The following is a 22,336-nucleotide window of genomic DNA, read 5'->3' on the forward strand; positions in this document are numbered from 1 at the left end:
CTCATTAATGCCCGTGTTTCTTTCTCATCTCCCTCTGCATTTTTTCCTATTCCTATTCTTCATTAACACCACGATCATGATCTTTTGGTGATGTTGACTTTCCATATTGACATTGTTTGATTATCAAATTAAATTGAAATCAAATAATTTGATAATCAAACTAAAATTGGAAGGTAAGTGTCTCAATGGCTGTATCGCAACACTCACATGATTTCGTTTCTCATAACCAGAAGGGTGAAAAACGCACGCTCTACGTATTGATCCTAACCGTGACCACCATGGTGGTGGAGATTGCTGCCGGAACCATGTTTGGCTCAATGGCATTGCTAGCAGATGGTTGGCATATGGGGACACACGCAGCGGCATTTTGTATCACCCTGTTTACTTACCGCTACGCGAAACAAAACGCCCATAATGACCGCTTCTCATTTGGTACGGGTAAGGTGAGTGTGCTCGGCGGTTTTACCAGTGCGATTGCGTTAGGGATTGTGGCATTGATGATGATGGTCGAGTCGATTCATCGTCTCTTCAACCCTGAAAGCATTCAGTTTAACGAAGCCATTATGGTGGCGGTGATTGGTTTAGTGGTAAACCTTGCAAGCATGCTGCTTCTGCAAGATCACCATCATCATGGGCATGACCATCATGATCACCATGGACACGATCACGAACATCATCACGACCACAACTTAACCGCAGCGTATTTCCACGTACTGGCGGATACGTTGACGTCTCTGTTGGCGATTGTCGCGTTGATTGTCGGTAAGTTTTACGGTTGGACTTGGTTGGATGCCATGATGGGGATCGTTGGTGCCGTTGTGATTGGTAAATGGACTTTGGGTTTAATGAAGCAAACAGCGCCAGTGTTGTTGGATGAGAGCATCAACAAGTCTTACCGAGATGAGATTACAGAGACGCTTGCACCTTATGCTGAGATTGTTGATTTACACATCTGGAAGGTGAGTGGTCACCATTACTCTGCGGCAATTGCGCTAAAAAATCACAGTGACAAAACGCTGGATGAATTTAAGCAATTATTGAGTAAATTTGATAAGATTCACCACCTAACTTTGGAAGTTCAAACGACTGAGTGATGCGCGAATTAGAAAAGCTGAATCAAACGCTTACCGAGTTCTATGACAAAATGTCTTCTTGGGAGCAATCTGTAGTAAAAGGCACGGGTTATTCACTGGCTCAAATCCACACGATTGAAGTGTTAGGTGGGCATGGTGCGTTGCGTATGAAAGAACTGGCGGAGAAGCTCGGTATTACAACAGGCACGTTAACGGTTCAAATTGAGAAACTGGTAAAAGCGGAGCTTATTGAGCGTTGTACGCATCCAGAAGATCGCCGCGCAATTGTAGTGAAGCTCACTCCTTCTGGTGAGGAGATTCACCGTCATCACAATCAGCTGCATTTAGATTTGGTGCAAGACTTAACGCGTAATATCGACCCGGATCATCAGGCGATTTTGTTTGCTTGCTTACAGAAGATGAACAGAGAATTTTGATTGCGCTTTTCGTTTCTACACTCAGATATTGAGTCTCGAATAGCAAAAAAGTAGAGCACCGAAATGCTCTACTTTTTTTATAAGCTCGATAGAATTTGTTCGATTGGCAGTTGTGTAAACGCATACGTAATGCCAACACAGAATGCAGCACCAGTCACGCCCATGGCGACAGTCGTTGCGAGTAGCAGAAGGGTAATCTTAGGCATTAGAGATTAAACTCCTTCTTAAAGGTTGGGTAAATGACACCATTTGCTTCTCGGTAGGATTTAAAGCCATAACCAAACGCAAATGCTGCCACCACAATGGCAAATGCCGCAATGTTTCTTCCTTTCATCCTTAAACTCTCTACCAATCGTTTTTCTATTGCTTAATGAATTCGGGGTCTTCAATTACTTGGTAAAACACACAAACAGTATCCATGCTGTTGTTAGCACAAGTAGCGGTGTGAATACTTTCTGAATTGAAGCGCCATCGGTTAGGTCATAAATCACGATCGATTCTTTATAGAATGCGCGTTTGAATGAACCAAAACTGATTTCATTTTTAACGTCAGATTGCTCATAGTGATGACGTGCTGAGTCTGCCATTTGAGACTCTAGATCTTGCATCTCGTATTCTTTGTTAAAAAATGCATCCCACGCCGAAATACGTGCAATAGCTTTTGGTGAACGATTGCACTTCAGTTTTTCTAGACGCTTAGCGTATGCAGCTTGATATTTATCCACGATGATTTCCTACATGAATAGACTGTAATGTTGAACACAGCGTTAAATGCTCTGCTCAGTGGTTGTAAAAATTAGAAAATGAGAATCAAAAGGGAATTTTTACATGAGTAGGAAAGTGGCCAGATGAGGAAGTACGGCATTTGATTGTTAAAGAGCTCAAGGAAGGTTATCCCTTGTGTTGCGGATAATATGGGCTGCTTCTGGATGCGACAAACAAAAATAACTAGTGAGGACAACAAGCAATTTTTGTTGCGGACTTGGCCATTATGAGCATTGAGACTCGTTTAACATGAATAAATACTGGGTATAGCAAGGGCTTGAGAGGTATTTCGATATGGGAGTTTTTTAAGCACTTGCGGTGAATAAAGTTCATAACTGCTAATTATAAATACATCAAAAAAGCGATATTATTTTTCTCGTTGGAGTGCTTAATAAAGATTGAGAGTTTGATTTTCTCGTGCAATCCGCCGCAGTCTTTACTCCTGCTTTGCACTCAATCCGAATATATTTCCCCCCTCCATGGTGATATTTGGATTGAGTGTCTTTTTTTAGTTATTTAGTCTCTTCTTTAGCTTGTTACTGTCTTTTCGCTTTGACGATAAGACTTGCTAACTGTGCAAACCCAAAGCCGCCATTTTCCTCAGTCAAAAAGCTTGGTTGATGGTTCAGTTTCGCCAGTAAAGGGCGAATGTTGTTCACGCCAAAGGTTGTTGGCAACCATTCAAACATGCCTTCATCATTCAATGAATCACCCACATACGTGATGTGCCCTAAGCTCGGCAACTCGCCATTATTGAACTGCCTAATGTAGGCTTTACCACTAGTGCGCTTACTATGATTGCCCACCCACGCATTGATGTGAATTGAACTCAATGTTGCATTGACGGGGTGAGATTCCACATTCAAATTCACGATGCGATTGAGGATTTCCATTGTTGTAGAAGGAGGAACCGGCGCTCTATCTTGTGCGATGTTCACCGCCACGTCGCAGTAGCGAAAGCTCTGATCGTGGCTGAAATCGACATCAGGATACTCTGCCAAAATGCCCGCAATGCTTTCTTGCAATGCATACTGTTCTTTGCGCATCACTTCTGCCGGACGGGCAAAGGTGGTGTTGAATCCTGTCGCGTCTTTTCTCATCCAAAACGCGCCATTTTCACCAATTACACCATGCAGTGACCACATCTTTGCCATTTGGTCACACCACCCAGCGCAGGCGCCTGTGACTGCGACCACTTTTACGCCCACACGCTCTAGCTCGGCTAGCGCAACTAATGTCTCTGGTGGCAGTTTACCTTGCCAAGTCAACGTGTCGTCCACGTCGGTCAGTAGCCATTCGATCTGTTTCAGGCTCTCCAAATTGAGCTCTGATAACGGGTTAGGCATTCACCACTCCTTGCTTGTTTACTTTAGGATTGATTTCTTGGGTATTGTTACTGACGTCTTGCAGTGACACCGCTGGAGCCAGTGTACACTCGATGCGCTTTTCTGTGTTGGCATCAAATAGATGAACATGCTTTGGTTTGATATCCAGACCAAGCTTGTCGCCAATTTGAATCGGCGTATGCCCCTCAACACGAACAACCAGCTTTTGTGAATCATCGCCTTCTGTGCGGCAGTAAAGCAGCAAGTCAGCACCGAGCGACTCAATCAATTCGACTTCTACCTGCAACCATGGGTTATGTTGGCTGATTTGTAAATGCTCTGGACGAAGACCCAGTTTAACTTCATCCAAATCCAAGTTTGTTGTGGATGTAGGAAGCAGTGCGTCACCAATAGTAATGCCATCAACGCAAACACTGCCATTCAAGATGTTCATGGATGGTGAGCCAATGAAGGTCGCGACGAACAGAGAGGCAGGGTTGTCGTATATTTCTAGCGGTGTGCCGACTTGTTCGACATTGCCTTTGTTCAGCACGACAAGTTTGTCCGCAAGTGTCATTGCTTCCACTTGGTCGTGGGTAACGTAAACTGACGTAGTACCAAGGCGACGTTGCAGCTTCTTTATTTCCAAACGCATTTGAACACGCAGTTTGGCGTCTAGGTTAGACAGAGGCTCATCGAACAGAAACACCTTTGGTTCACGTACAATTGCACGCCCCATCGCGACACGCTGACGTTGCCCGCCAGAGAGCTGCCCCGGTTTGCGGTTGAGTAGGTGATCCAGCTCAAGCATCTTTGCTGCTTCGTGAACCAATCGCTCGATTTCCGCTTTCGGTGTTTTGCGGTTGCGCAGCCCATAAGCCATGTTGTTGTACACCGTCATGTGCGGGTACAAGGCGTAGTTCTGGAAAACCATGGCAATGTCGCGCTCGCCAGGTTCGAGGTCGTTGACGATTGTGGTGTCGATTTTGAGCTCACCAGAGCTGATTTCTTCTAGGCCCGCAATCATGCGAAGTAGGGTGGATTTACCACAGCCACTTGGGCCAACCAATACGACCATTTCACCGTCGCAGATATCAAGATTGAGTTTTTGGATCGCCTGATAGCCGTTCGGATAACATTTAGCGATATTTGAAAGAGTTAACGTGGACATTTATTTCTCCGAATCTACCAGACCTTTAACAAAGGCTTTTTGCATTGCAATTACCACAATTACTGGTGGCAACATGGCGATAATGGTGGTGGCCATAATTTTGTTCCATTCGATCACACCATCAACCACTCCGAGCATCTGTTTAATGCCCATCACAATGGTGTAGTAATGCACGTCGGTGGTGATCAAAAGCGGCCACAAATATTGGTTCCAACCATAAATAAAGGTGATGACGAACAGTGCAGCGATGTTGGTACGCGACAGAGGCAACAAGATATCGAAGAAGAACTTGATTGGTCCTGCGCCATCAATTCGTGCTGCTTCCACCAACTCATTCGGTACCGTTAAAAAGAACTGACGGAACAAGAAAGTGGCGGTTGCACTGGCAATCAGCGGAATGGTTAAGCCGTAAAATGAGTTGAGCATGTTGAGGTCCGTAATCACCTTAAACGTCGGCATGATGCGAACTTCAACGGGTAGCATCAGCGTGAAGAAGATCATCCAGAACGCCAGCATTCGTCCCGGAAAACGGAAGAACACCACAGCATAGGCAGACATGATGGAAATGCTCAACTTACCAATGGTAATGCACATCGCCATAATGAAAGAGTTCAGCAGCATGCTGCCAATCGGCAAAGTATTGTTGTTGTACTGAATGTCGTTACTCAACAAGTCAGTAAATACGCTAAAGCCCAAGTCCCCAAACCAAAGTGGAGTGCCAGTAGCGAATGCACTGTTCTCATGGGTCGTTGCGACGATTGCAATCCAAACCGGAAGCGCAATCGAAATGATGCCAAGAATCAAAATGACATGGCAAAACAGATTAAAAAACGGTCTTCTTTCTACCATCAGTACGCCACCTTCTTCTCAACATACTTAAATTGAATCACAGTCAGGGAAGCAACCAAGATCATCAGGATCACGGACTGTGCGGCCGATGAACCTAAATCCAGCCCGATAAAGCCATCGTTGTAGACTTTGTAAACCAAGGTCGAGGTGCTGTTGCTCGGACCGCCTTGTGTCATCGCGTGGATGATGGCGAACGTATCAAAGAACGCATAAACAAAGTTCACGATCAACAAGAAAAAGCTGGTTGGTGAAATCAGTGGGAAGCTAATGGTGATAAAGCGTTTGATCGGACCGCTACCATCAATGGCTGCGGCTTCGTGCAAAGACTTTGGCACGGATTGAAGCGCCGCTAAGAAGAATAGAAAGTTGTAGCTGATTTGCTTCCACGTCGAGGTGATGATCACCATCCACATAGCATGGGTGCCGTTGAGTGTTGGATTCCAGTCTACGCCAAACAGATGCAATAACTCGGTCATCACACCGATGGTTGGGTCGAACAGGAACAACCAGAGCGAACCCGCGACGACAGGGGCGACCGCATAAGGCCAAATCAAGAAGGTGCGATACATGGTTGCACCGCGGATGATTTGCTCGGCAAAAGCGGAAAGGATAAGCGCACTGACCAACGCGAGCACCGCAACGCTGATGCTAAATTGCAGCGTGGTCATTAGTGAATCTAGGTAAAGGGGATCATGGATGAGCTTTTCAAAGTTCTCCAAGCCCACAAACTCACGGCTCATACCGAAAGCATCTTCAAGTTGTGAAGATTGGAAAATGGCTTGTCCTGCCGGCCAGATGAAGAACACCAAGGTGATCAACAACTGAGGTGCAATCAACGCAACCGGAAGCCATTTGTTTTTAAAAACAACAGGTGAGGACATACAAATACCAAAGTAAAACAGGCAAGGTGTGTGAACGAATTCCCCACCCAAAGTGGGCGGGGAGAGTGCGTATCTGAGCGGTTATTTGAATAAGACTCAGCGCACCATTGTTCGTTATAAATGTTCGTTACTTCTGTGTGCGCTCAAAGCGACGTAGCTGCTCGTCACCGCGACGAACTGCATTGTTTAGCGCAGCTTGTGCCGTTGCTTTGCCTGCCCACACTGCTTCTAGCTCTTCGTTGATGATGTCGCGTGTTTGCAGGAAGTTACCAAAGCGAATGCCTTTCGAGTTTTCTGTCGGCTCGGTTGACGTCATTTGTAGAACCGCTGTATCTGTGCCTGGGTTCTTAGCGTAGAAGCCTTGCTCTTTAGTCAGCTCATAAGCCGCTTTAGTGATTGGTAGGTAACCCGTGAACTGGTGCCAATCTGCTTGAACTTCTGCACTAGAAAGGTAAGAGAAGAACTTCGCCACGCCTTTGTATTCCTCGTTTGAATGGCCACGAAGAACCCAAAGTGATGCACCACCGATGATGGTGTTTTGTGGCTTAGCGACGATCTCTGAGTCGTAAGGCAGTTGCGCTACGCCGATATCAACGTCTTTCATGTTCTCTTTAATGCCAGCCAGACCTGCCGACGAGCCCATAGTCATTGCACACTCTTGAGTGTAGAACAAAGGCATACCATCAGATTGGCGACCGCCATATTTGAAGATGCCTTCTTTCGACCATTTACCCATCTGTTCGATGTGACGAACAAACGCAGAATCATTGAACTTGAACTTAGTGTCTAGTCCCGAAAAACCGTTGTTGTTATTGGCCACAGGAACGTTGTTACGCGCACCGAAGTTTTCGATCTGCGTCCATGATTGCCACGTTGTGCTGAAACCACACTTCGCACCAGATGCCAGCAGCTTACGAGACACTTCTTCCATCTCTTTCCATGTTTTTGGTGGGTTTTCTACGCCAGCTTTTGCGAACATGTCTTTGTTGTAGTAAAGCACTGGCGTTGAGCTGTTAAATGGCAGGGAAAGCATGTTGCCGTCGTTGGTGGTGTAGTAACCTGTTACGGCTGCAAGGTAATCATCAGGGTTGAACGACTCTTTGGTGTCTTCCATCAATTGGTAAACAGGATAAATCGCTTTGTCTGCGCCCATCATGGTCGCCGTACCCACTTCGAATACTTGTACAATCGCTGGCTGCTCTTTTGCTCGGAACGCCGCGATAGCACTGGTCATGGTTTCTGCGTAGCTGCCTTTGTAAACCGGCTTGATCTCGTATTCTGATTGGCTTGCGTTAAAGTCTGCGGCAATTTCGTTGACCTTTTTACCCAGCGCGCCGCCCATTGCATGCCACCACTCAACCTCAGTTTTTGCTTGTGCTTGTGTGCTGATCAATGCCGCTGCAACAGCAAGTCCGGCGAGGTGTTTCATAGCCATAATGATTCCTTTTCATAGATGATTTGAACAGGTTGATTCCTTGCGGATGTTCACTTTGATAATGAATCCGCTTCAAAAAATTCAAATGAACATTAAATGAGTCAAATGACGTTCTAGTTACAGAAAAATGAACTTATTTGAGCATTATTTTCGTCACGATTTTGTAATCAAATCGTCATTGAGGGCTGAGATAGTTCATTTGAAAACAAATGAAAAAGACGGAATAAAAAATGACAATAACGGCACACCGTGGCTTATCCAGTTTGGCTCCAGAAAACACCTTATCGGCAATCCAACGCGCCATTGAATTCGGTTGCGAATGGATTGAAATCGACGTTCAGCTCAGTGCTGACAACATTCCTGTGGTTATTCATGACAACACCGTAAACCGCTGCACGAACGGCCGAGGCAAAGTTAAAGAGCTGACTTGGCATGAATTAAGATTGTTGGACGCTGGTTTATGGTTTGGCGATGACTTCGCAGGCGAACATATTCCTAGTTTAGAAGAGACGCTTGAGCTCACTTCGAGAGCGGGCGTGAAGCTCAATATTGAATTGAAGATCTACTCAGGCGATGAAATTGATCTGCTGTGCGAAAAGGTTGCACAGGTCATTGAGCGTTTGGACGTCGAGGCGGATGCCATTCTCTTTTCTAGCTTCAACACTGAAGCCTTGATGACGATGAGAAACTACCTGCCAGAAGTGAGAAGAGGGCAGTTATGGCAAGAGGTTTCAGACGATTTTTCTATCGTGTTGCAACATATCGATGCTTACAGTGTGCATTGTGATTACCGTTTCTTGACTGAGTCACAAGCGAAGCAGATCAAGCAGTTTGGCTACCAGCTGTTTTGCTATACACCGAACTTTCCCCAATTAGTTGAAGCACATTGGCTGTGGGGAGTGGATATGATGATTACCGACATCCCGCAACGTTACAAAGTAGAAGTGCCTTTAGCCAAACGAGAACCCGCACTGAATGAATGACCTAAACGTCCGCCAGCAAAGCATCATTGAACTGGTTCATCAGCAAGAATATTGTTCGATAGAAGAGCTTGCTCAACGCTTTGAAGTCACGACGCAAACCATTCGACGTGACATCAATCAGCTTTGCCAATTAGGACTGACCCGACGCCATCATGGTGGTGTCGGATTGCCTGCTACCTTAACCAACCGCAGTTATGCCTCTCGCCAAGTCACCAATCAACAAGAAAAGCAGACCATCGCCGATGAAGTGGTCAAAGCTATCCCGAACGGGGCGACTTTATTTTTGGGTATCGGCACGACTATCGCGTTGATTGCCGAGCGTTTGGCGAACCACAGCGAGCTTCGTGTGGTGACGAATAACTTTGAAGCGGCACACATTCTTTCTCACTTTGAGAATATTGAAACTTGGATTCCCGGTGGGCGTATTCGTACTAACGATCGCGACGTGGTAGATGGCTCCGTAGAGCAGTTTTATGGTCAGTTCTCGGCGGATATTGGCATTATTGGTTGTGCAGGCGTGACCGAAATCGCGCAGTCGCATTCCGACATGATCAACCTTGGCAGCACAACGATTGATACTCAGCCGTTCGCAATGGAACACGAATTACGAGAAGCCAAAGTGAGCCAAGCGATTTTGGCTAACTCGGAGCAAAAGTGGCTGGTGGCGAACAACAGCAAATGGCAGCGCAGAGCCAATACCAAGGTGGCTCCGCTTAGTTATTTCGATCGCGTTTTCAGTAACTAATGAAAGAAGAATAAAAGAACACAAAAAAGCCGCCATCACAGGCGGCTTTCGATTTTCTTTTGGCTATCTCTCGCGTCGTTACGTTCCGCTTTCTGTTCAGCCTAGTCGTGGATCGGTACAACCAAAATATCAACCGGAGACTTGTTGATCAGATGTCTTGAGTAAGAAATGATCTTGCTCCAGAAATCTTGGTGGTGACCACAAATCAGTAGGTCGACTTCTTGTTCTTTAATGGTCACTTCTAGTTTGTCTGCCAAGTCACCGGTGCCGACAAAGAAGTGCTTCAACGGTTGCTCCATGTAATCGCTGAAGGATCTCAAACACTCCATAGAGTGCTCATTTATCGGTCTTTGATCTGGGTCCGCTTTGATATCAACAAGCTCACGATAAATCTCACCATGAGTACCGTCGATGTGAATAAATGAAATCTCGGAGCCGAGATAACTCGCCATAGATACAGCGCGGTCAATCAGCACAGTACTCTCATCAGACAGTTCCAGTGCGACTAGGATATGTTTGTATTTCATAACCTTGCTCTTTTGTGGAATACGTTACTAATAGCATAGTATGTCTTGATGAAAAAATGTGTTGCTAAGATCCCGAAATTGCTCAAAAAAGTTTTGGCAAATTATCATAAGCAGAGCAAGTGGAAGGCATTGATAAAAAAAAAGAGCGGTATCAGTACCAGCTCAATTCAATCTCTAAAGGCATGTCACAGCGTATTTTCTCGCCGCACATCTCATCTGAAGCATTGAGGTGAACCAGTTTTGCTGATGAGTAGGTGCTGCCACGAAAATGATCCCTTGCTTCACAAAGGCTTGCGAACGTTAGCGGGCTTTTGTTTTCATTTAATATCAGTGATCTTGTCTGGTTTTCTACGTTGTAAGCGAGGTAGATACCACCCTCGACTGATTCAATCAAAAGATTCATAGCCGTTTCCCTTGGTGTGTCACTCTCTGGATATTACGGCGAGCGATAGAATTTAGTTCACTTCCTGTGTTTGAATTCGTTTTTCCTAGATCTCGCTCGTGACATAAGTCGCTTGCTTTTTATACAAGAAAACCTTTAGACTTTGTCCATCACTTCTTTAGGAGATTACGCCAACATGAACAACTAAACCTGTCATCCAACTTTCATTTTATTTTTTTTTGGATTTACAGGGTTAGTCGGCGTAGCTCACTTTCTGATACTTCTTTGCAGTTACTATTTTTCATTTTGAAGCGCTTTTATGGGCGTATGTTATTGCATTGATCTCATCTCTAGATTTATTTCAAGTTACGGCTGTCGTCCCTGTTATACGGGAGGCAAATTATGCCAGTTTTACAGGCTTACAATATCAGTCATCAATTTGGTAACGGCGAAACACTGTTTCAGCAAATCTCATGTTCTATGACCAAACGTCGTGTTGGGTTAGTCGGACGCAACGGTGTCGGAAAATCGGTGTTTGCATCGATACTTAGTGGTGAGCAAGCCCCGACCAGCGGTACAGTAACCTTACCAAGGTCATTTGCAGTATATCGTCAGCAACCATCGCACTTGTTAGGTGGCGACCTTTCGATTGCCCAGTTTTTAGCAAAGGACAAAGTGCTAAGCGCGCTCAAGCAGATCGAAATGGGCGGTTGCTCTGAACATTTGTTTGAGGTGGTGGGCGAACAATGGGATTTGCCGATTCAACTTGCTAAGCAGCTTACAGATATGGGCTTACCGCCACAGCCAGACTTCCCTTGCTCGCAATTGAGTGGCGGACAGTTAGCGCGTTTGCAACTGTGGCAGTTGTTCGACAGCGAAGTGGAATTGCTGATCCTTGATGAACCGTCGAACCATCTCGATACGCATGCCAAGCAGTGGTTGATTCATTCGATGCGCAGTTTCTCAGGTGCAATTTTGCTCATCAGTCACGACAGAGAGTTACTGCGTGAGATGGAAGAAATCTGGGAGCTCTCCGGGTTAGGTTTACAAGTATTTGGCGGCAATTACAATGTATATGCCGAGCAAAAGCGCACAGAACTACAAGCGGTGGAACGCCAATTAGCCACTGTCGAAAAGCAAAAGAAGCACTTGGAAGAGCAAGCTCAGCGCAATCGTGAGAAAGCGGATCAAAGAGAGGCTCAAGGTAAGATGCTGAGAAAGGATGGCAGTCAGCCCAAAAAATTACTGGATTTCATGAAAAGAAAAGCCACAGCCCGAGCCGCCAGTCGTAGCAAGAACGAGCAACTTCGCCAAGCGTACCTACAAGGTAAAGAGCAAAGCTTGCGAGCGCGCAAAGAGCAAATCAAAGAACAAAAGTTGTATTTGGCAGATAGTCAAAGTCGTTCACGAAAAGTGTTGTCATTATTGGAGGCGGTGCTGCCATTTGGAGTGGAGCAACCCATCACTGTTCAAATTCATGCGGATGATAAAATACATTTGTTGGGCAAAAATGGATGCGGTAAATCGACCTTACTCAAAAGCCTATTGGGTGAGTTGTCACTACAAAGTGGTGAGCTGAAAATCAATACACCGTTTTATTATCTCGATCAGCACTTTGGTGCGATACGACCTGAACTCTCGATGTTGGAAAACCTGATGCAGCATTGTGAGGGGATGAAAGAGAGTGATGCCAGAACGTTACTCGCTGGCATTGGCTTTCGTCGAGACAGCGTATTTCGTTTGGGGAATGTACTAAGTGGCGGTGAGAAAATGAAACTCGCTATGTTGATTGTCAGTCATCAACCAGCCCAGCCTTTGCTGCTTTTGGATGAACCGGATAATCATCTCGACCTAGATTCGAAAATCATGCTCGCTCAGGCATTATATGCTTACCGAGGCGGTTTTATTCTTATCAGTCATGACCAAGATTTTGCCGCGGAGTCGGGTGTGTCTCGATGCGTTGAACTGAGCTAACACCAATCAGCGATAAACGAGGAGTGTCTATCTCACGGGGCAAAGTGACTCACTTTGTTTCCGTGGATTCACAGCTTTATTCAGAGGATTAGAATCATTTCTCCGATATAGGTAAGATGCTTGATGCATTACACAAAACAAAAATAGAAAAGGAAGTCTATGAAAAAGAAAACCTTAGCACTGGTGACCGCGTTCGCGATGACGGGCATATTGCCGAGTGCTTATGCCGAAGACTCAACAGAGGAATTGGTTGAACACGTGCACAAAATGGCGGTGAAGTACCCAACGACAAAGAAAGTCGATGTAGTGGATGAGTATTTTGGTACCAAAGTCAGTGACCCATATCGCTGGTTAGAGGACGACCGCAGTAAAGAAACCGCAGATTGGGTCAAAGCGCAGAACCAAGTCACGTTCGATTACTTGGCGCAAATTCCTTATCGTCACCAGATTGAAGAACGATTAACTCAGTTGATGGATTACGAGAAGTTAGGGCGCCCATTCAAAGAAGGCAAATACACCTATTTCTACAAGAACGACGGTTTGCAAAACCAAGATGTGCTTTATCGCCAACTCGATGATGGCAAGCCTGAAGTCTTCCTCGATCCAAATACTTTTAGTGAAGATGGCACGACTTCGCTGGCGAATGTGAGCTTCACCAAAGATGGTTCTTTAGTCGCTTACAGCATTTCAGAGGGCGGTAGCGACTGGCGAAAAGTGATTGTGCTTGATGCCGAGACCAAAAAGCCTGTCGGTGAGACGCTGGTGGATATTAAGTTCAGTGGCGTAAATTGGCTGGGGAATGAAGGTTTCTACTACTCAAGTTACGACAAGCCAGAAGGCAGCGAGCTTTCGGCAAAAACCGACCAACACAAGCTTTACTACCACGAGCTGGGCACTAAGCAGACTGAAGACAAGCTTATCTTTGGCGGTACAGAGGCAGAGAAGCACCGATACGTTCGTGGTTACACTTCGGACGACCAACGTTACCTATTTATCTCAGCAAGTACGTCAACGTCGGGCAACAAACTGCTCTTGAAAGATTTGACCAAGCCTGACAGTCCGCTGCAAACCATTTTGGATGACACCAATTCTGATACTTGGGTGATTGATAGCAAAGGCACCAAGCTGTATTTGGTCACTAACTTAGATGCGCCAAACAAACGTGTAGTGACGGTGGACGCGAGCAACCCTGAGCCAAAGAATTGGAAAGATTTAATTCCTGAAACTGATAACGTGCTTAGCCCATCAACAGCGGGCGGTTACCTGTTCGCAAGCTACATTGTTGACGCGCTTTCGTTGGTCAAACAATACGATATGGACGGTAAGTTCATTCGTGAAATCAAGCTGCCAGACATCGGTAGCGCTTACGGTTTTTGGGGTAAGAAAGAAGACGCTGAAGTCTACTACTCTTTCACCAACTACAAGACACCGAGTACGACCTATCGCCTAGACATCGAAGAGGGTGACAGCGAGGTTTACCACAAATCTAAAGCACCATTTGATCCGGCACAATTTGAATCCCGTCAGGTGTTCTACAAGTCGAAAGATGGCACCAAGATTCCGATGATCATTGCCTATAAGAAAGGCACACCGATGGACGGCACAGCGCCAACGATCTTGTATGGTTATGGTGGTTTCAATATCAGTCTGACGCCTTACTTCAGTCCAAGCAGAGCTGCATGGTTGGAAATGGGCGGAATCTACGCTGTTGCGAACATCCGTGGTGGTGGTGAGTACGGTAAAGAGTGGCACAATGCTGGCACCAAGTTAGAGAAGCAAAACTCGTTTGATGACTTTATTGCCGGAGCTGAGTTCCTTATCGATAAAGACTACACCTCATCAGACAAGCTTGCGATTAATGGTGGCTCGAACGGCGGCTTGCTCGTCGGGGCGGTGATGACGCAGCGCCCAGAGCTGTTTAAAGTGGCACTGCCGGCAGTTGGTGTATTGGATATGCTTCGCTACCACACCTTCACGGCAGGAGCGGGCTGGGCTTATGACTACGGTACCGCAGAGCAAAGTAAAGAGATGTTCGATTACCTCAAAGGTTACTCGCCAGTTCATAACGTAAAAGCCGGCGTTAAATACCCGGCAACTATGGTAACAACCGGGGATCATGATGATCGCGTGGTGCCAGCACACTCCTACAAATTTGCGGCCGAGCTGCAGTCGAAACAAGCAGGTACAAACCCAACTTTGATTCGAATCGAAACCAATGCAGGTCATGGTGCAGGTACACCGACTAGTAAAATTATCGAGAAAACCGCGGATGTTTATAGCTTCACTTTGTTCAATATGGGTTTTGAAGAGTTGTAAGCGAGAGGTGAGCTTCAAGCTTGGGCTTAAGTTCATTTGTCAATGAATCACATCGCAGTCTTCGGGCTGCGTTTTTGTTTTTCAGTGCATAAAAAATAACTTTTTAGAGTTAAATTGATTAAAGATGCAAATTAAGGGAGTGTTTAGTGTTTGTCGTAGGAGCTTGCATCATTTCAAAGTGTTTTATTCCAGCGTAATACCTTCTTAATTCAATTTGTGAACAGCTATGATGCTTATCAACTAGATGAGATATAAAAAAACTCGGTCACGTATCAAGGGCTAGATAAAAGTAAAAAAAAGCCTCGTCTATAAATTGGCGAGGCAACTTGAAGTGATGTTCCGGAAGCTCATTACTGTACAAAAAACAGAAAGGGCTTCATAGCTAGAGGGAGGCAGAACTTCACTCAAGATCAAAGGGCAAGGGTATTGAACTTTCTTGACCCCGAATTACGTGAGTCGTCGAGTAGGCTTTGTGTAATTCAGACCAAGAAAAGTAAACAGTGATGACTTTAAATTGTTGATAAAATACATTCTAATTGTAGATTTTCATCTTTTTGCAACTTTTGGTTGTTTCGTGCAAGTATAATGAAACTTTTTGAAACTTTTTGCAAGAGATATGACCTTAATTTTATATAATGATTTAGGCTGAATGTGTGGTGGGGAGGCGATAGTTAGTGAAAGATGTCAACACTCTTGGTGGAAGGTTAAACGAGGTACTTTTCATGAAAGGGATGTCAGCAGCAGAGCTGTCCAGAAAAGTAAGCATTGAAGCTGGATATATCAGTAAGATACTGAATAACAAAATAAAAAAGCCTCATAAGAATATGAGGAAAATTGCCGAATCTTTAGATGTTTCCTATGAATGGCTGATGACGGGGAAAGAGGTATCTGGAGGTTATGAGAAACTACATGACATTGAGTCTTTAGTTAATAGTGAGTTTCAAAAAATTGGAACGTTTGAAACAGATATGCCTATTTCAAAATTTGAGAAAATTATTTATCATGACGACTCGATAAATATAGTCACAACACGAAAACTCGGAGGTGGCTTATATTTGTTTAGAAGAGAGGGAGACATAATAGAGCTGTATCGAGAAGACAACTTTCTGACGATGAGTTGGCATCCAGATTCACCCAAGAAAACAGACTCTCCCATTGGCAAGGTGATCTCTAGAATTAACAGGGAACATATTAATGATAAGAAAATTGAATTTATTAAAAATTGAAGACGGCTTGGTTTATTACACTAATGAAGACAATGATTGCGTTTTAAAAGAAACGCCGCATGAACTTGTTTCTCGAGGAGTTGTCAGGCTCTTTGACTGTAAACAAGACAGAGATTCAATCTATGCAATGACCTCAATGACAAAGCTGGATATTAAATGGTACGCATTTTTGTCTAGCCTTTATTTATGTGTTTTGCTCGTTGCTATACCTATGTCACCACATACGGTAAAAATTTTTGGAACGTTCCAACCTGCTGGTATTCTAATTTTCCCAATAACGTTTGTTATTTTAGATGCAATAAATGCAACATTGCGATATGAATATGCAAAAACGACAACATATTTTGGAGCTGGTCTCTGCGCTATTTCTTCTGGCCTGATTGCTTTAACATTCTATACGTTTGATATCGACGGTGCATATCACCAAGTCTTCTACCCTCTGATTAAATTATACCTTATCAATAGTTTATGTATATTATCAGCAGATCAAGCTAATAATATGATATTTAGAGCATTAAGCTCGAAGCTTTACAAAGCACCAATCTGGCAAAGATCTATTATTTCCAGTGTTGTAGGGCAAGCATTGTACACTATTATCTGGATTGGACTATTCTTCAACACATCTACATCGCTTACATTACTTGAGAAAATCTATGATAACTACTTATTCAAGATAGTTTACGCTATTGTTTTAATTCCTCTGTTATATGCATTAGTCTTTACTTACAAGCGTATAAGAGAAAAACAAGGAATTTCTTGCAAAGAAATGCACGTCTAATAAATGACCTAAAGTTTGTATTCATAAGACTTAGACACTCACGATTTAGCCAGACTCCTCTGAGAGTTTGGCTTTTTACATTTCAACTAAAATAGGTTCTCAAAATGTATAGATCTCTTTGCTCTAAAAGTGAGTATTCCGAATAAAGGTAAACTCATCTTAGTAATCTTATTGTCTTCCTAAATTACTAAGTGGCCGTGTAATAAGCTTTTTAAAAAACTACTGATAAATAAAGCCTGCTCTATATTCAATACTTCTTACCACTATAAATGCTTATTGAGTTTCCATCTGTTTCCGCACAGTTCCTTCGAGATGACTTGTATCAATATAAAATCAAAATATAAAAGTAAATAGGCCACTCATTATCGAGCAGCCTATATATTTTTAGGCCCTGTAATAGGCTTGTTTAGTTAGGAATAAATGCCATTGATAACATTTTTTTCATAAATGCCTTTCGCTCTCGCGTAGGAAATATTTGCTACTGCACCGAAAAGTTCTTGTGTTGGTTCCTTTGCTAGTTCCAACCAATCTTTTTCACTCCCGAAGAGACCTGCCGCGAAGTACAGGTATTGCGCTGCTTCCTCGACTGTTTCTGGTTCTCGCATCGCTGGATTCTTACGATATTCGTCAGCTCCAACTTCATTGGCTTTTTCAAGCCTCTCCTTAAACGCTTTTTTTTGGATGCTGTTAAAGCTGTTATCTTGCTTATCAATGGCCTGCATTGTCCAACTTTTGACGTCTTTTACCATACTTTGTAGGCAGAAGGTTTCACTATCAGCAGAGTCTCTTGATGTGTGTGCCTTCAGAAACTGATAAAGGTTTTTGTTGTCTATGTCAGTTCCAGTAATTCCTCCAGAGGGTTTACGTGAAAAGCCTTTAGAATTCGCTAAGATGTCTTTCAGGTTCTCATCCGCCTCTACTTTAATCATAAGCACACCAAGCTTCTCAAATGTATTCTCAAATGCTGAGTTCATGAGAGCTCTTTCTCCTCCTCGGCCTGCTTCAACCAAACTCACTAAATCGCTGACTAAATCGTGTTTTTGCGTTCGTCGGAGCTCTTTCTGCGACATTATAGGTAAATCCTGAGTTCTGGCTAGGAGAGTCGCGTTTGATGAAGTTTCCGAGGCTTTTACTGACTTATCACCGATTTTTGCTTCTGTTTGCGTGGTTGTTTCGTGCTGAATGTTACTTTTACTTACTGCATTAGAATTGATATTTAACGGCATTGTTGACCACCTTTACTCTAAGCTTTGATCGCTGTTGAAAACAAGTTATCCATTTGTGGCTCAGGCACTGGTTCTCGTGTTGCCTTTATTGAAGCCTGGGCGTAGCCCTCACTGAGGCTGAATGCCTGTTGATAGATTGTATTTATATCCAAATGTTCGAAGGGTTGTCGATTCCACATCACCCATGCATAAGTGTCTTGTGACCAACCAATTGATGGTTTGTATAAGTTGTCACTGTATATCTCTATTTGATGGCAGTTCTCAATATAGTGCTCAGGCAGAGTGCTAAACATCAATAAATGACCAGCAGGGAGTTGAGTAATGTTGATTTCTTGCTCCTCAATAGTGAATGTAAAAACATCTTTTTCCTCTGTCGGGTGGGGTAGACCGACTTTTTCACAAAATAATGCTACAGCATTCAAAAGTGAATCCATAACTTAGCTCCCTTTTCCTTTAAAATAATTTAATCGTATATAGAAAAAGAAAAAATAAATGTCACTTACGGACTTGTTTTTTTATGTTTTTGTCTGATTTTTTGGTATATTTAATTGTCAATAATATCAATTGGTTTGTTTTTAATTTGAAAGCAAAAATTATTAATTTTAACTTTGCATCATTAGATAAAATTTTTAGAAAAATCATAGAGAACGTTAGTTTCGGATGTAAAGGCTTATTTATAAAGTAATAATAAATTATTGAGTGTCAGGGGCGTGAGTGACTCTTCCTCCGCCCTTTACACCCAAATCCGAGTGATATGAATAAATTTTTTGGTCAAGAAATTTAGGTGAGAAGATGAGTTCCTTAAAGCTTTGTCCTTTGAAGTGGCTTTTTTGATATAGGATGTCTGAGTACTTTGACTAGTCATGAGCCTTTGCGCGTTAATCGATTAAAAAGTATTTTAAATAGCCACTGATTCAGAAGTGCGAAGTCTCTTTGTAGGAATGGCTTTGCTAGCAGTTCAGCATAAGCAATTACGACTCTCAATATGGTTAGACTACTTCATGAGCTGAACTCCGAGTAAGTTTATGCTCGTAAAAGCGAACTTCGTCATAGCCCTGTAACGCCTTTAAATATAAGGCTTATCGCAACAACAAAAGTTAATCATAACGACAAAAAAACTGATTAGGTTAAGGGTGCGATTTCAGATTAAATACCGCCAACGACTTAAGGTCATAATCTACATAAACAAGGTATTAAATATGTTTTCAATCGGTGACGTAGTAGTAGCTACTAAAGGTATCGATCTAGGTGAAATGGTTGTTACAGGTCTGAGCAGCGGCGGCTTCTATGTACGCGTTCAAGCTGGTGAAGCAACTCTGACTTACCCAGCTAAAGATGTTAAGAAAGCATAATTTAATTTGCTGACTTACAAAAAAGGTAGCTCTCGAGCTGCCTTTTTTTATGCTTATAATTCCTTCCTAAATTCCTACTTTATTTCGTTCTGAATTATATTTAATCGAATTTAATATGTTTGGTTAATATATTGGTGATCTCGTCATTTTTGACTCATATCAATAAAAGTTGCGGTTTTAAGTTGTTGTTTTTATGTTGTATTTTTCACTTATTGCCCCAAGTGTCTGTTTTTACGAACTTTAGATGTTAAATTCGTTGCTCATCTAAATATTCGATTAATATCAATTCCTTTTTCCCATTTTTAAAAATATCACCATTTCAATAACTTTGGCCCCAACTGATGTAGGGGAACAGTGATGAGTAAAAAGAAAATAACGCTAGGGATTGTAGGAGTTGGCTTGGTGGCGTACTTCGGTACTGTCTATATGGTTAACCAAGACGATAAAAAAGTGGCTCAAAAAAATCTGAAGAAATTTAGTTCGTTAGATCAATCGACACTGGATTATCGAGCGATGAAGGTATTGGCGGATAAAGGTTGTGGCTATTGTCATACGCCGAGCAGTGAAATGCCTTTCTATTCTGAAATGCCAGTGGCAAAACAAATTATGGAAGCGGATGTAAAAGTGGCCATGCGTCACTTTGACATGACAAACTTGCTGGATGACGTGAAGCAGAACGATCCAGTTTCTGAAGTGGCTTTGGCTCGTCTTGAGAAGGTGCTCTACGACGATTCTATGCCGCCAGCGATTTACCTGACCATGCACTGGTCTGCAAGGATGTCAAAAGATGAAAAACACATGCTACTGAAATGGATTCGTGAAAAGCGTGCTGAGCGCCACGCACAATCGCCAGTATCTGAAGAACGTAAAACCAAAGTTCTACAACCAATTTACACTACGTTTGAAACCGACGCAGACAAGGCTGAACTGGGTAAGGTGCTTTACCACGACACACGACTTTCAGGCGACAATACTGTCTCATGTGCATCATGTCACAGCCTTGACACAGGCGGCGTGGACCGACTCGTAACGTCTGTTGGTATTCATGGCCAAGTGGGTGGCATCAACGCGCCAACCGTGTTTAATGCTGTGTACAACAAGCTGCAATTCTGGGATGGTCGTGCCGCGGATCTGCAAGACCAAGCGGGTGGTCCTCCGTTTAACCCGATTGAAATGGGCTCTATGGATTGGGATGAAATCGTCGATAAGTTAAGCCAAGACCCAGACATGGTGGCGATGTTCCAAAAGGTTTACTCAGGTGAGATTAATGGCAACAACATTACGGATGCGATTGCCGAATTTGAGAAAACCCTAACCACACCAAACAGCCGCTTCGACCAATACATGATGGGTGATACAAAGGCGCTGGACTCGCACGAGAAATACGGTTTGATGCTGTTCAAGAATTACGATTGTCAAACCTGTCACGCGGGTGAAGCGATGGGTGGTGAAACGTTTGAAACCATGGGCATGAAAGCGGATTACTTTGCGGACCGTGGTACCGACATGACGGATGCAGACCTTGGTCGTTACAACTTCACTGGTAACAAAGAAGACAAACATAAGTTCAAAGTGCCAACCTTGCGCAACATTGAACTGACAGCACCATACTTCCATGATGGCCATGCTGATACGCTAGAAAAAGCCATTTACGACATGGGTAAATACCAAGTCGGAGTAGAAATGTCGGATGAAGAAGTGGATGCCATCAAAGCGTTCTTGAAAACACTGACGGGTGATTATGAAGGCCGTCCTTTAAGTTAAGCTGAGGCATCACCGACAAGTTTTTTATCGCTAAATCGATAGACGTCGCAATCAAGACCACCTTTGACTAAGGTGGTCTTTTTTATGGAAGAAATTCAATCAAATAGGGATAGTTATGATTGATCATTTTGAAATTAAGGTTGTGGATGTTAACGCCTGTGTCGGTTTTTACTCCAAGGTGCTTACCCCTTTGGGCATAGAGTTAAAATGGTCGGACGAAGCAGCGGCAGGCTTTGGGTTAGTTGGTGAACCCAATACGCGCTTCCTGATAGAAAAGGGGGCTCAAAGTGCCCCTTGCCACATTGCGTTTAAAGCGAATGACAAAGCGTCCGTCGAGGCCTTTCATAAAGCAGGTATTGAGGCTGGTTTTACTTGTCATGGTGAGCCTGGCTTGCGTGAACACTATGCGCCAAATTACTACGCAGCTTTTCTTCATGATCCTGATGGCAACAACATCGAAGCGGTGGTTTATTTATAGGGCGTTAATTATAGGATTATCCAGTGGGCATTTACTGATCAAACGGCCGTTAAGACATTGGTTTTACGATCAAGATAGCTGATAATCGTGCTCCTATTTCATCCCTATAAAAAGAACGAAAATACTATGAAAGTTGTCGTCACAAAGGCACAAAAACAGCACGCTCAAGGCATTACCGAAGTTCTCAATCCCATCATAGAAGAGGGCTTATACACGATTCTCGATACAACCTATACCCCAGAAGAGGAAGAAGGCTTCATTGAAAGTTTTCCTGAAACGGGCGTGTTCAATGTGGCATTGAATGTAAAAGAAGGGAACGAGGAAGACAGTGCCGTGCTCGGTTTCCAAAACGTAGAGCCTTTCGCCAGTTATACCAAGGCATTCGCTCATGTGGGTATTATCGGTACGTTCGTCGATGCCAAGTGCCGTCGACAAGGTGTCGCGTCAGCGTTGTTCACCGCCACCTTTGCTGATGCGAAGTCCAAAGGCTATGAAAAGTTGTTTGCTTATGTCCGAGAGGACAACCCCAACGCGCTCGCAACGTATCTAAAACATGGCTTTGAAGTGGTTGGTACCGCTAAGAAGCACGCAAAGGTTAACGGCCACTACATCAATGAAGTCATGATCGAGAAGTTTCTCTAACGCTTAG

24 protein-coding genes are annotated in these 22,336 nt (G+C 43.7%); 12 read left to right on the forward strand and 12 right to left on the reverse strand.

Annotation, left to right across the window (positions count from 1 at the left end; genetic code table 11):
* The first annotated feature begins 185 nt into the window (after positions 1 to 185).
* Together dmeF and A8140_RS16430 are read left to right on the forward strand one after the other, a co-directional pair.
* On the forward strand, positions 186 to 1,094 hold the full coding sequence (dmeF, locus tag A8140_RS16425; RefSeq protein WP_005531904.1) for a CDF family Co(II)/Ni(II) efflux transporter DmeF: 909 nt from the start codon (positions 186 to 188) through the stop codon (positions 1,092 to 1,094).
* Positions 1,094 to 1,510 carry a MarR family winged helix-turn-helix transcriptional regulator gene (locus tag A8140_RS16430; protein WP_005531906.1) on the forward strand — a complete coding sequence of 139 codons (417 nt, stop codon included), beginning with the start codon at positions 1,094 to 1,096 and terminating at the stop codon, positions 1,508 to 1,510. The genes dmeF and A8140_RS16430 overlap by 1 nt, the downstream gene beginning before the upstream one ends.
* Before the next feature lie 77 nt (positions 1,511 to 1,587).
* On the opposite strand, the gene A8140_RS25835 is transcribed toward A8140_RS16430, so the two are convergent.
* The 8 genes from A8140_RS25835 to ugpB form a co-directional block, all read right to left on the reverse strand.
* Positions 1,588 to 1,716 carry a hypothetical protein gene (locus A8140_RS25835; protein ID WP_005426395.1) on the reverse strand — a complete coding sequence of 43 codons (129 nt, stop codon included), beginning with the start codon at positions 1,714 to 1,716 and terminating at the stop codon, positions 1,588 to 1,590.
* Entirely contained in the window at positions 1,716 to 1,844 is a 129-nt protein-coding gene (locus A8140_RS25840; protein WP_005531909.1) for a hypothetical protein, read from the reverse strand. Before A8140_RS25840 ends, A8140_RS25835 begins: the two co-directional genes overlap by 1 nt.
* Before the next feature lie 55 nt (positions 1,845 to 1,899).
* Positions 1,900 to 2,235 carry a hypothetical protein gene (locus tag A8140_RS16435; RefSeq protein ID WP_005531911.1) on the reverse strand — a complete coding sequence of 112 codons (336 nt, stop codon included), beginning with the start codon at positions 2,233 to 2,235 and terminating at the stop codon, positions 1,900 to 1,902.
* Between the two features lie 576 nt (positions 2,236 to 2,811).
* On the reverse strand, positions 2,812 to 3,621 hold the full coding sequence (locus tag A8140_RS16440) for an HAD-IIB family hydrolase (protein WP_005531913.1): 810 nt from the start codon (positions 3,619 to 3,621) through the stop codon (positions 2,812 to 2,814).
* The gene (locus tag A8140_RS16445; protein WP_005531915.1) at positions 3,614 to 4,771 is read right to left on the reverse strand and encodes a sn-glycerol-3-phosphate import ATP-binding protein UgpC; all 1,158 of its coding nucleotides are present in this window, start codon (positions 4,769 to 4,771) and stop codon (positions 3,614 to 3,616) included. The genes A8140_RS16440 and A8140_RS16445 overlap by 8 nt, the downstream gene beginning before the upstream one ends.
* Positions 4,772 to 5,620, reverse strand: a complete 849-nt coding sequence (ugpE, locus tag A8140_RS16450) for a sn-glycerol-3-phosphate ABC transporter permease UgpE (RefSeq protein ID WP_005531917.1) — start codon at positions 5,618 to 5,620, stop codon at positions 4,772 to 4,774.
* Positions 5,620 to 6,501 (reverse strand): sn-glycerol-3-phosphate ABC transporter permease UgpA, encoded by an 882-nt coding sequence (gene ugpA, locus A8140_RS16455; RefSeq protein WP_005531918.1) that lies wholly within the window; start codon positions 6,499 to 6,501, stop codon positions 5,620 to 5,622. Before ugpA ends, ugpE begins: the two co-directional genes overlap by 1 nt.
* Positions 6,502 to 6,628: 127 nt before the next feature.
* Positions 6,629 to 7,936 (reverse strand): sn-glycerol-3-phosphate ABC transporter substrate-binding protein UgpB, encoded by a 1,308-nt coding sequence (gene ugpB, locus A8140_RS16460; protein WP_005531920.1) that lies wholly within the window; start codon positions 7,934 to 7,936, stop codon positions 6,629 to 6,631.
* A gap of 230 nt (positions 7,937 to 8,166) precedes the next feature.
* On the opposite strand from ugpB, the gene A8140_RS16465 reads away from it, so the two are divergent.
* Both A8140_RS16465 and A8140_RS16470 read left to right on the forward strand, forming a co-directional pair.
* Entirely contained in the window at positions 8,167 to 8,919 is a 753-nt protein-coding gene (locus A8140_RS16465; protein WP_005531922.1) for a glycerophosphoryl diester phosphodiesterase, read from the forward strand.
* Positions 8,912 to 9,664 carry a DeoR/GlpR family DNA-binding transcription regulator gene (locus A8140_RS16470; protein ID WP_005531923.1) on the forward strand — a complete coding sequence of 251 codons (753 nt, stop codon included), beginning with the start codon at positions 8,912 to 8,914 and terminating at the stop codon, positions 9,662 to 9,664. Before A8140_RS16465 ends, A8140_RS16470 begins: the two co-directional genes overlap by 8 nt.
* Before the next feature lie 101 nt (positions 9,665 to 9,765).
* On the opposite strand, the gene A8140_RS16475 is transcribed toward A8140_RS16470, so the two are convergent.
* Both A8140_RS16475 and A8140_RS16480 read right to left on the reverse strand, forming a co-directional pair.
* On the reverse strand, positions 9,766 to 10,191 hold the full coding sequence (locus tag A8140_RS16475) for a universal stress protein (protein ID WP_005531925.1): 426 nt from the start codon (positions 10,189 to 10,191) through the stop codon (positions 9,766 to 9,768).
* Positions 10,192 to 10,342: 151 nt separating this feature from the next.
* Entirely contained in the window at positions 10,343 to 10,594 is a 252-nt protein-coding gene (locus A8140_RS16480) for a DUF6482 family protein (RefSeq protein ID WP_005531927.1), read from the reverse strand.
* 381 nt (positions 10,595 to 10,975) lie between these two features.
* Between A8140_RS16480 and A8140_RS16485 the strand changes: the two genes are divergently transcribed.
* The 4 genes from A8140_RS16485 to A8140_RS16500 all read left to right on the forward strand — a co-directional run bounded on the left by A8140_RS16485 (position 10,976) and on the right by A8140_RS16500 (position 16,867).
* Positions 10,976 to 12,547: an ABC-F family ATP-binding cassette domain-containing protein gene (locus A8140_RS16485; protein WP_005531930.1), complete on the forward strand. Its 1,572-nt coding sequence runs from the start codon at positions 10,976 to 10,978 to the stop codon at positions 12,545 to 12,547.
* Between the two features lie 159 nt (positions 12,548 to 12,706).
* Positions 12,707 to 14,863: a prolyl oligopeptidase family serine peptidase gene (locus A8140_RS16490; RefSeq protein ID WP_033000166.1), complete on the forward strand. Its 2,157-nt coding sequence runs from the start codon at positions 12,707 to 12,709 to the stop codon at positions 14,861 to 14,863.
* Positions 14,864 to 15,537: 674 nt separating this feature from the next.
* Complete coding sequence (locus A8140_RS16495) at positions 15,538 to 16,089, forward strand: helix-turn-helix domain-containing protein (RefSeq protein ID WP_005531935.1); 552 nt, start codon at positions 15,538 to 15,540, stop codon at positions 16,087 to 16,089.
* Positions 16,058 to 16,867 carry a VUT family protein gene (locus A8140_RS16500; RefSeq protein ID WP_005531937.1) on the forward strand — a complete coding sequence of 270 codons (810 nt, stop codon included), beginning with the start codon at positions 16,058 to 16,060 and terminating at the stop codon, positions 16,865 to 16,867. The genes A8140_RS16495 and A8140_RS16500 overlap by 32 nt, the downstream gene beginning before the upstream one ends.
* Before the next feature lie 410 nt (positions 16,868 to 17,277).
* Here A8140_RS16500 and A8140_RS16505 read toward each other — a convergent pair whose 3' ends face one another.
* Positions 17,278 to 18,093, reverse strand: coding sequence for a hypothetical protein (locus tag A8140_RS16505; protein ID WP_005531939.1), 816 nt, complete (start codon positions 18,091 to 18,093; stop codon positions 17,278 to 17,280).
* Positions 18,094 to 18,110: 17 nt separating this feature from the next.
* Entirely contained in the window at positions 18,111 to 18,527 is a 417-nt protein-coding gene (locus A8140_RS16510; RefSeq protein ID WP_005531941.1) for a CesT family type III secretion system chaperone, read from the reverse strand.
* A gap of 765 nt (positions 18,528 to 19,292) precedes the next feature.
* Between A8140_RS16510 and A8140_RS16515 the strand changes: the two genes are divergently transcribed.
* From A8140_RS16515 to A8140_RS16530, 4 genes are all read left to right on the forward strand, one after another.
* The gene (locus A8140_RS16515; RefSeq protein ID WP_005426336.1) at positions 19,293 to 19,445 is read left to right on the forward strand and encodes a hypothetical protein; all 153 of its coding nucleotides are present in this window, start codon (positions 19,293 to 19,295) and stop codon (positions 19,443 to 19,445) included.
* A 357-nt stretch (positions 19,446 to 19,802) separates the two neighbouring features.
* Positions 19,803 to 21,209 (forward strand): cytochrome c peroxidase, encoded by a 1,407-nt coding sequence (locus A8140_RS16520; RefSeq protein ID WP_005531943.1) that lies wholly within the window; start codon positions 19,803 to 19,805, stop codon positions 21,207 to 21,209.
* Positions 21,210 to 21,324: 115 nt separating this feature from the next.
* A complete protein-coding gene (locus A8140_RS16525) occupies positions 21,325 to 21,687 on the forward strand; it encodes a VOC family protein (RefSeq protein ID WP_005531945.1) in 363 nt (120 codons plus the stop codon).
* Positions 21,688 to 21,813: 126 nt separating this feature from the next.
* Positions 21,814 to 22,329: a GNAT family N-acetyltransferase gene (locus A8140_RS16530; protein WP_005531947.1), complete on the forward strand. Its 516-nt coding sequence runs from the start codon at positions 21,814 to 21,816 to the stop codon at positions 22,327 to 22,329.
* Positions 22,330 to 22,336 lie beyond the last annotated feature (7 nt).

The organism is Vibrio campbellii CAIM 519 = NBRC 15631 = ATCC 25920 (assembly GCF_002163755.1).
In the GTDB taxonomy this organism is placed as follows: domain Bacteria; phylum Pseudomonadota; class Gammaproteobacteria; order Enterobacterales; family Vibrionaceae; genus Vibrio; species Vibrio campbellii.

What these genes read in the sequence shown, in the direction of transcription:
- A8140_RS16440 (WP_005531913.1), bottom strand. Translation starts at nt 3,621, where the DNA reads ATGCCTAACCCGTTATCAGAGCTCAATTTGGAGAGCCTGAAACAGATC.
- A8140_RS16490 (WP_033000166.1), top strand. Translation starts at nt 12,707, where the DNA reads ATGAAAAAGAAAACCTTAGCACTGGTGACCGCGTTCGCGATGACGGGC.
- A8140_RS16485 (WP_005531930.1), top strand. Translation starts at nt 10,976, where the DNA reads ATGCCAGTTTTACAGGCTTACAATATCAGTCATCAATTTGGTAACGGC.
- A8140_RS16430 (WP_005531906.1), top strand. Translation starts at nt 1,094, where the DNA reads ATGCGCGAATTAGAAAAGCTGAATCAAACGCTTACCGAGTTCTATGAC.
- A8140_RS16475 (WP_005531925.1), bottom strand. Translation starts at nt 10,191, where the DNA reads ATGAAATACAAACATATCCTAGTCGCACTGGAACTGTCTGATGAGAGT.
- A8140_RS16505 (WP_005531939.1), bottom strand. Translation starts at nt 18,093, where the DNA reads ATGCCGTTAAATATCAATTCTAATGCAGTAAGTAAAAGTAACATTCAG.
- A8140_RS16480 (WP_005531927.1), bottom strand. Translation starts at nt 10,594, where the DNA reads ATGAATCTTTTGATTGAATCAGTCGAGGGTGGTATCTACCTCGCTTAC.
- ugpB (WP_005531920.1), bottom strand. Translation starts at nt 7,936, where the DNA reads ATGGCTATGAAACACCTCGCCGGACTTGCTGTTGCAGCGGCATTGATC.
- A8140_RS25840 (WP_005531909.1), bottom strand. Translation starts at nt 1,844, where the DNA reads ATGAAAGGAAGAAACATTGCGGCATTTGCCATTGTGGTGGCAGCATTT.
- A8140_RS25835 (WP_005426395.1), bottom strand. Translation starts at nt 1,716, where the DNA reads ATGCCTAAGATTACCCTTCTGCTACTCGCAACGACTGTCGCCATGGGC.
- A8140_RS16470 (WP_005531923.1), top strand. Translation starts at nt 8,912, where the DNA reads ATGAATGACCTAAACGTCCGCCAGCAAAGCATCATTGAACTGGTTCAT.
- A8140_RS16525 (WP_005531945.1), top strand. Translation starts at nt 21,325, where the DNA reads ATGATTGATCATTTTGAAATTAAGGTTGTGGATGTTAACGCCTGTGTC.
- ugpE (WP_005531917.1), bottom strand. Translation starts at nt 5,620, where the DNA reads ATGGTAGAAAGAAGACCGTTTTTTAATCTGTTTTGCCATGTCATTTTG.
- dmeF (WP_005531904.1), top strand. Translation starts at nt 186, where the DNA reads ATGGCTGTATCGCAACACTCACATGATTTCGTTTCTCATAACCAGAAG.
- A8140_RS16500 (WP_005531937.1), top strand. Translation starts at nt 16,058, where the DNA reads ATGATAAGAAAATTGAATTTATTAAAAATTGAAGACGGCTTGGTTTAT.
- A8140_RS16520 (WP_005531943.1), top strand. Translation starts at nt 19,803, where the DNA reads ATGAGTAAAAAGAAAATAACGCTAGGGATTGTAGGAGTTGGCTTGGTG.
- A8140_RS16515 (WP_005426336.1), top strand. Translation starts at nt 19,293, where the DNA reads ATGTTTTCAATCGGTGACGTAGTAGTAGCTACTAAAGGTATCGATCTA.
- A8140_RS16465 (WP_005531922.1), top strand. Translation starts at nt 8,167, where the DNA reads ATGACAATAACGGCACACCGTGGCTTATCCAGTTTGGCTCCAGAAAAC.
- A8140_RS16530 (WP_005531947.1), top strand. Translation starts at nt 21,814, where the DNA reads ATGAAAGTTGTCGTCACAAAGGCACAAAAACAGCACGCTCAAGGCATT.
- A8140_RS16445 (WP_005531915.1), bottom strand. Translation starts at nt 4,771, where the DNA reads ATGTCCACGTTAACTCTTTCAAATATCGCTAAATGTTATCCGAACGGC.
- A8140_RS16510 (WP_005531941.1), bottom strand. Translation starts at nt 18,527, where the DNA reads ATGGATTCACTTTTGAATGCTGTAGCATTATTTTGTGAAAAAGTCGGT.
- ugpA (WP_005531918.1), bottom strand. Translation starts at nt 6,501, where the DNA reads ATGTCCTCACCTGTTGTTTTTAAAAACAAATGGCTTCCGGTTGCGTTG.